General features: G+C 44.8%; 6 protein-coding genes. All 6 read left to right on the top strand.

Going from position 1 to position 7,394, the window contains the following annotated elements; translation table 11 throughout:
- Positions 1-170 precede the first annotated feature (170 nt).
- On the top strand, positions 171-4,715 hold the full coding sequence (locus tag Q4579_RS22545) for an RHS repeat domain-containing protein (protein WP_303567152.1): 4,545 nt from the start codon (positions 171-173) through the stop codon (positions 4,713-4,715).
- On the top strand, positions 4,709-5,110 hold the full coding sequence (locus Q4579_RS22540) for a hypothetical protein (RefSeq protein ID WP_303567151.1): 402 nt from the start codon (positions 4,709-4,711) through the stop codon (positions 5,108-5,110). Before Q4579_RS22545 ends, Q4579_RS22540 begins: the two co-directional genes overlap by 7 nt.
- 131 nt (positions 5,111-5,241) lie before the next feature.
- A complete protein-coding gene (locus Q4579_RS22535) occupies positions 5,242-6,027 on the top strand; it encodes a hypothetical protein (RefSeq protein ID WP_303567150.1) in 786 nt (261 codons plus the stop codon).
- Complete coding sequence (locus Q4579_RS22530; protein WP_303567149.1) at positions 6,021-6,482, top strand: hypothetical protein; 462 nt, start codon at positions 6,021-6,023, stop codon at positions 6,480-6,482. The genes Q4579_RS22535 and Q4579_RS22530 overlap by 7 nt, the downstream gene beginning before the upstream one ends.
- A gap of 59 nt (positions 6,483-6,541) precedes the next feature.
- Entirely contained in the window at positions 6,542-6,712 is a 171-nt protein-coding gene (locus tag Q4579_RS22525; protein WP_303567148.1) for a hypothetical protein, read from the top strand.
- An 81-nt stretch (positions 6,713-6,793) separates the two neighbouring features.
- On the top strand, positions 6,794-7,078 hold the full coding sequence (locus tag Q4579_RS22520) for a hypothetical protein (RefSeq protein ID WP_303567146.1): 285 nt from the start codon (positions 6,794-6,796) through the stop codon (positions 7,076-7,078).
- Positions 7,079-7,394 lie beyond the last annotated feature (316 nt).

Raw genomic sequence — 7,394 nt, 5'->3', positions numbered from 1 at the left:
CCCGCCTTTTTGGAGCAAGTCCTTGTGGCTGGGTTTACGTCAATGGCTAAACCTTAACCATTCATGCGGACGCCCTGCAGGGGAAGTCTAGCGTTATTTATGAAATTTCGAAGGAGGGGACGGCATCGAATGGTCATCCGTACCAACTCTTAACGAAAACTGTCAATAAGGTGACGACGGCTCGGGTATATCAGGTCGAACAGAATAAAACGACAGAGAAAAGTTATGATCTGAGTGGCCAACTGGTTTCAACCGTGATCACTGAAAATGCAGACATCGATGAATTTGGAAATGTCGGTACAGTCACTGTATCAACAACCGCAAAGAACCCGGTTAGTTTAACGGATGAAACGTTCAGTAAAGTAACGCAAAGCAGCTATAAAAATGACACATCTAAATGGTATTTGGGCCGCTTAACTACATCGTCGGTGACCCATCGGGACCCAAGCGGACAGACTGAAACCAGAACGGCATCTTTCGAATATGATCCTGCAACGGGATTGTTGTCCAAAGAAGTCTCCGCTGCGGGAAGCTTACTGGCCTTAACGACCACATATACACGGAATGATGAGGGGGTTGTTGAATCCACTCTCGTCAGTGGTGATGCAGGCAATGGCGGCATTGCACAAAGACGGTCGACGGTTGAGAAAACTTACAGTGGTGATTTGGTCACGGTTGTGACAACAAATGCAATAGGGCAATCGTCAACGCAAACAATCAACCGATATGAAAACACGGCAATCGTGAAAGATAGTAATGGGCTGGTCGCAGCATCCTATTACGATGATTTTGGCCGGGAAACGAAGAAAGAAGTTCTAAAAGGAACAGCATCGCAACTCAATACTTCCATTCAGTATTTGCCAGTCAATGACTCGCAATGCCATGCGCTGAAACCCAACAATCAGATTGTTTACTGCGTGATCACCAAATCAGAAGGAAGCGGTGAAGTCAGGCAGTTTTTTGATCAATTCAAACGTGAGTGGCGTACGGCGACATTGTCCGTTGGGGGCAAGCGTTGGATTCTGAAAGATACCTTCTATAACGAAAAAAATCAGATTGTCAGGGTCAGCCGCCCTTACTATCAGGGGGATACTCCCCAATATTCGAATACCACCTATGATGCACTGGGGCGCCTCCAGTCTGTTTCTGAGCCGGGGCCTGCAGGCAAAGGAGATGTATACGCTTCTTATGCTTATGCGCCGCTCAAAGTCACTGAAACCGATGCGCTCGGGCGGAAGAAAACAACCTACAGCAATGCCATGGGCTGGGTTGTTCGCATTGAACAACCGATGTCTGCAAGTGTGGTGAATGAATATAGCCCGACCGGAAAGCTGGTGAAAGCAACGGGCGCAGGCGGTGCAACCATCCTGAATACCTACGATGACCTGGGGAATAAGCAAACAACCCAGGATCCCGATTTAGGCTTCTGGCGATATGAATATGATTCGTTTGGTAATCTGCTGAAACAGACTGATGCGAAAGGGCAAAGTGTTGTGATGCAGTACGATGCGCTGAACCGGATGGTGAAGCGTATTGATGAAAAACTCATCGTTGAAAATCAGAAGCCGAAAAGCCAACTGACCGAGAGCAAATGGTATTACGACAGCTATGGGGGGGAAACCTGGCAGGGGGCACTGATTCGTTCAGAAACACCGGGTTATCTGAAGAAACTCAGTTATACCTCCCTTGGTCAATTGCAGAAAGAAGAGATTTTCACCGCGGATCATACGTTCGCGCGTGAGTTTGCCTATGACAGATTTGGTCGTGTGGTGAAAGATATCCGGCCCAATAACTTTACGCTTGAACATGAGTATGATGATGTGAGTGGTGTGATGACGGGTGTATATGGCGCACCGAGTCAGTTCAGGCTGGATTTCAATCCGACAGAATATAATCAGGTGATTAAGCCACTGCTGGCGGAAGCGCTGGCCAAAGCATCTGATTACGTCAGTAAGTCAAAAGAGCTTCAGCATCAGGCAGTGACTTACAGCCAGCGACGGGAAGAATACGAGTGGCTCTTGGATCAGGTGAATAACATTCGCGGTGGTGATGCTGATATTTATAGTCAGGTGAACCATAAAACGCTCACGGTCTATCGTGATGCGCAAGGCGATCTGTATCTGGAAGTGCCGGATAACTTTATTCTGATTCACAATGACGTCAGTATTCCGGTGATCACACCACCGAATTACCATCTTAAACTGGTTGGTGATCAATTAAGCAAGGTGAGTCTGTCGGACTGGCAAAATAAAGTCTCAGGTCTGACGGCCACCGGTGAAACCGCCTTCTTCGGGGATTACAACAATGATGGCCAGTATGATCTGACCCGGCTTGGGATCAGCAAGTCCATGCCTCAGATTTACGATAGTCTGGTGAGCACGTACTTCCAGCGGTTGAATCAGCTGGCCGCTGAAATTCAGCGCCTTGAATATGTGGAAGCGCATACGCGGATGCAGGCGACCACTTATGCAGCAGCGGCGGCCCAACTCGTGACGCTCACCAAGCAAACGCTGTTGGTAGCTTCTCGCTATGAAGACATCGGTGAACAGAACCAGATCCAGTATGAGCAATTAACGGATCTGACCGAACAGCAAATCAAGAAGAACCGGATTTATTACTGGAAACTGAACAGCCTGGATGCCGAAGGCAGGATAACGGCTGAGACTTACGGTAACGGGCTGCTTAACCAGTACGATTACAATGAAGGGAATGGGCAGTTACAGAACATTTCTACGCATCAGGGAAGAACGGCGAAACGATTGCTGCACTACCGTTATGATGCGATGGATAACGTTCAGTTGCGGGAAAATGTTATTACCGGAATTTCAGAATCCTATACCTATGATGTTCTCGATCGTTTAAAAACGAATAAGATCGTCGATACGCTGGGTCTGAACCGTGACAATCCGCTGTTCAACAAAACCTACCGTGTGGATTATGACGTCAATGGCAACATCAGTTATAAATCTGATGTCGGCCAGTATGCGTATCAGGATAAACAGCATGTGCATGCGGTCACGCAAGCCGGTGACCGGACTTACACTTATGATCTGAACGGAAATATGCTGGAAGGCGATGGCCGGGTCTTTGAGTGGAGCAGTTTTAATAAGCCGACCAAAATTACCCGCGGTGACAGCTGGGCAGCATTTAGTTATGGGCCTGACAGGGCGCGTTATCTGAAAACAAATCACAAAGGGGACAAAACCTGGTATCTGGGTAAAGCTTACGAACGGGTTGATTACAGCAACGGTGATGTTGAACACAAGCAGTTTATCAATGCGGGCGGTAAGCTGGTCGCGCTGAATATCGATAAGAAAACGACAAAAAATGATACGGAAGCATCTGTCGACAGGCAGTTGCGTTACTTTCATAGCGATGCGTTGGGCAGTGCCGATCTGATCACCGACATATGGGGTAATGTGGTCGACCGGCGCAACTTTGATGCCTGGGGCAAAGAGCGGGATTTCGTCTGGGAAACGGACGCCTCTTTTGTCCAGCAGGCTTTAATGACCAATCGGGGTTATACCGGTCATGAGCAGGTCGATGAGGTCGATCTGATTCACATGAATGGTCGGATGTATGATGCAACACTGGGCCGCTTTGTCAGCGCAGACACCTTCATTCAGGCACCCAACAATAGCCAGTCGTTCAACCGCTATAGTTATGTGCTGAATAACCCGATGAAGTACAACGACCCGAGTGGCCATTTCTTTAAGAAGCTGTTTAAAGAAATTGGGCGTTTTTTAAATAAATATGCGGTGACGATTGTGAAAATTGCCTTGGTTGCATTAGCAACGTTAGCTAATCCTGCTGCAGGATTGGCAATGGCAACGTTTTTGGGATATGCCCAAGGTGGTGTTCAGGGAGCTGTGACAGCTTTTGTAACGACCTTAATGTTTATTGGCATAGGAAACTCATTCGGTCAGGTGAGCTCAAGTATCGGTTATGCTGCCAAAACTCTAGCTCATGGTGTCGCAGGTGGTATTTCTTCTGTCATGGGAGGAGGAAAATTTGGTGATGGATTTTGGTCAGCTGCGGTGACACAGGCGTTTGCTCCAGACATTAGCGCAATAGTACCAGGAGAAAGTGGTTTGGCTATGTTTGGAAGAGTTGCAATCGCAGCAGTCATAGGTGGGACAGGTTCAAGATTAAGTGGCGGTAAGTTTGAGAACGGTGCTGTGTCAGGTGCGTTTTCGAGGTTGTTTAATGATGAGAGTCATCGTGAGCAAAACGATGCTACTAATTCTGTGCAAAGCCAAGGCAATAATTCATTGAGCGTTGTTGCTGATGTGATAGGAAAAATATGGGCGCTTCCTAATACTATTATCGGCGCAATTTATGGAGGGGTAGGCCATATTGTTGGAGAAGTTGGTTACGTCTTTGGATTGTTCGATGCTAGTCCAAGTATCACTGTCGACAACAATGCTATTCAGTTCATAGATAATCCTTTCACCCTGTCCAATACGGCAATTACACTGGGAAATACCATTTCTTATGGCAGAGGTACTGGGCCGTCAAAGTATGGTTCGTATGGGGATTACAGTGTTCAATTTGGATTACACGAAAAAGCGCATACGTATCAATATCAGGCACTAGGGCCGCTATTTTTACCGACATATTTTATTGGAGGGGGAATATCTGGTCCGGCAGGAAATCCCTTTGAGAATGCAGCTCAAAATTATGGAAGGGGGAACGGAGGTTGGTGGCCATGGTAAAAAAAATGATGTCCTTACTATTGATCTGTGCTTTGCTATTTGGTTGCGATAGCTTCCCTGGGCCATCGCTCAGAAATGAGTTTCCTACTGAAATAAAAGTCTCGATTATATATGGCGATAGGACAAAATATTCAGAGACATGGCCATCATGTCGAACAGTTTCTGTAGGGGCTTCGGAGATTGGAAGATTTGGCGTAAGATCAAAAGATGTTGGTATCGACCGGATAGTTGTTGAGGTTGAAAACAAAGTTGAGATTAACCTGGATAAGGAAGCGATAGATAAGCTCTTGGAAAGTTCGACTAAAGAAAAGGGGTATCCGGTCTGGGTTCTAGATGGTTCTGGTATCCATTTTTCTACGCATAGGGAATGTTCTTTGAACCAAGGCGGACAATGATCCGCCGAGTTGTGAGGACAAACATTTGAAATATCGCGATTGGTGGAGCGATTACCGGCCGATCCTTTAAGTCTGCATTACTTGGAGGTATTGCTGGTGCTGCTTTTGGAGCGATGCATGCCTGGAACCCGATGGGTTCTGAAATGGCTTTAAAGGCAATTGCTCACGGCGTAGCTGGTGGATTCAGTTCAGTTATGCAAGGTGGTCAGTTTGGTGATGGATTCATTTCTGCATTTTCGACTCAAGCATTCACGCTGGCTGGTGGATTTGAAGCACTTGGGGCAACAGGCAGTCAGCGGTTAGGGCAGAAACTGTATAATGCCATGATCAGTGCGGTTGTTGGTGGAACTGTCTCTTCTCTCTCAGGCGGAAAATTTGAGAATGGTGCAGTTAGTGGCGCATTTTCGAGGATGTTGAATGATACGATTCATCGCGAGCAAGAGGAAGTTGATTTAGATCTTGGAGGATATTCACCAGTTTCCGGTGATTATTACACTGAAGATGGCGTGCTAGTTTCGGTAAATTTACAGGTTTACGGCAATGATAGTGAAGCATTGGTAAGCGCGGATGGATTAACGTCATATTTATTTGATCATCGATCAGGTTTATTGGTAAATCCGTTATCTACCGGTGCGGCTGAGTCAGTCTGCCCAGAATGCTACTTGATTGGCGCTGGAGGTGTGAAAGCTGTTTTTCAAGGAGGTAAATATCTGGTTGGACCAAGAGGACCTTTATTTGGAAACAGGTGTTTACGTAACGGAAATTCTGGTATTTTGAACAAAGGATATCGCCGTTTAGGTTCGAGTCGTTACGGAGGGAAAGGTAAAAGTGCTTACCATTTTGAATATCGAGTAGGAAGTCACGGTAGTAAAAACCCATGGTGGACAGTTCCAGCGAAGGATGTAACTAGATGGTGAAAATATTAGATGTTCGGTTTAATCAACTTATTCATGTTATCGATACATTAAACTCTACTCTAGATAGACGTTTGGTTAAATGTTCAACCGAAGACGCTGCAGCTTACATAAATTTTGATTATTTTCCAGTAGATAGAGATAAGTGCAGGCTAAGCGTCACAATTGATAAAAATCCACCATATTTATTAACGGTTAATATTGGAAGAAAAATATTTTATGAAGAGTATGAAGGTCAAGCACTTCCAGACGCTAATTATTTAGATGAGTTGATTAAAATCGTTATGGGTGGCAGGGTATTAGAAAAGGAAACTTTTTTTTGGGGACGATGTGTCATTTATAGTGGTTCAGTGATTATAAATGGCTATGATGATATTTTGGTGGTGAAAAAATTAATGCCATATTTTTTGGTGTCTAGCGGGAATGAAAAAATTTACTCATATAAATCGTGGTTTTAAATGGGGGTAGATACAATTCCAAAAGAGAGTTTAGCGGACCGATAAAATGATAATTGGGGGTGAGGCGTGATTCCGTCTGGGAAACAGACGCCTCTTTTGTTCAGCAGGCTTTAATCACCAATTGGGGTTATACCGGTCATGAGCAGGTCGATGAGGTCGATCTGATGAACATTCTGAAAATAAAAGATACTATCGTTCACCTGATGACTGGCTACTCGTTTGAAGCCTAATGGTCATTTGAATACGAATATTGAGTTGAAATTGAGATTTCCTGGCGGTTTCGGCGTTTGGGGAGGTTCAGGAGTAAAAGCATGGTAACTTTCTTGATTATCTTGGGTTTTATTTTTATTGTGGTACTCGCTTTTAGAGGCGTTATATTGGCTAATATGTTTCAGTATCAACTTGGACTGAAGAAAGGAGCCTTAGAGGTTTACTATATTGTTCAGGTAGAGGCTTTTACGCCAGGAGATTCTATATTTATATTGGATAATGAAAATAAAGTTTCATTATATAAGTCGTGTGTAAATAATATCAGGTATATGTATTTTACAATATTTCTTGTGGTACTTATGGTATTTATTCATGAACTTACTTGATCTATAAGTTTACAGATGATTTGTGTGGTAGCAACAGTCCTCGACGGGACTGTATCTACGTTAACCGGTGGGAAGTTTGAGAACGGTGCTGTGTCAGGTGCGTTTTCGAGGTTGTTTAATGATGAAATACACTCGGATAGTTCTCAAGAGAGTAATAAAAAAGGAATAGACCATTGAATGTTTCTGTGGATTATATCGGGAAGGTTTGGTCATTACCAAATACCATTATTGGTCTTATCTAGAGCTATAGTCAAATCTGGTGTACGGACTCCAGCGCAGTGGCTTGTTGATCGTCCTGATTTGAGCGGATACCATC

The sequence above is a fragment of the Photobacterium sp. 1_MG-2023 genome (assembly GCF_030547945.1).
Taxonomy (GTDB): domain Bacteria; phylum Pseudomonadota; class Gammaproteobacteria; order Enterobacterales; family Vibrionaceae; genus Photobacterium.
This window is presented reverse-complemented; position numbering and strand designations above follow the sequence as displayed.

What these genes read in the sequence shown, in the direction of transcription:
- Q4579_RS22540 (WP_303567151.1), top strand. Translation starts at nt 4,709, where the DNA reads ATGGTAAAAAAAATGATGTCCTTACTATTGATCTGTGCTTTGCTATTT.
- Q4579_RS22535 (WP_303567150.1), top strand. Translation starts at nt 5,242, where the DNA reads ATGGGTTCTGAAATGGCTTTAAAGGCAATTGCTCACGGCGTAGCTGGT.
- Q4579_RS22530 (WP_303567149.1), top strand. Translation starts at nt 6,021, where the DNA reads ATGGTGAAAATATTAGATGTTCGGTTTAATCAACTTATTCATGTTATC.
- Q4579_RS22520 (WP_303567146.1), top strand. Translation starts at nt 6,794, where the DNA reads ATGGTAACTTTCTTGATTATCTTGGGTTTTATTTTTATTGTGGTACTC.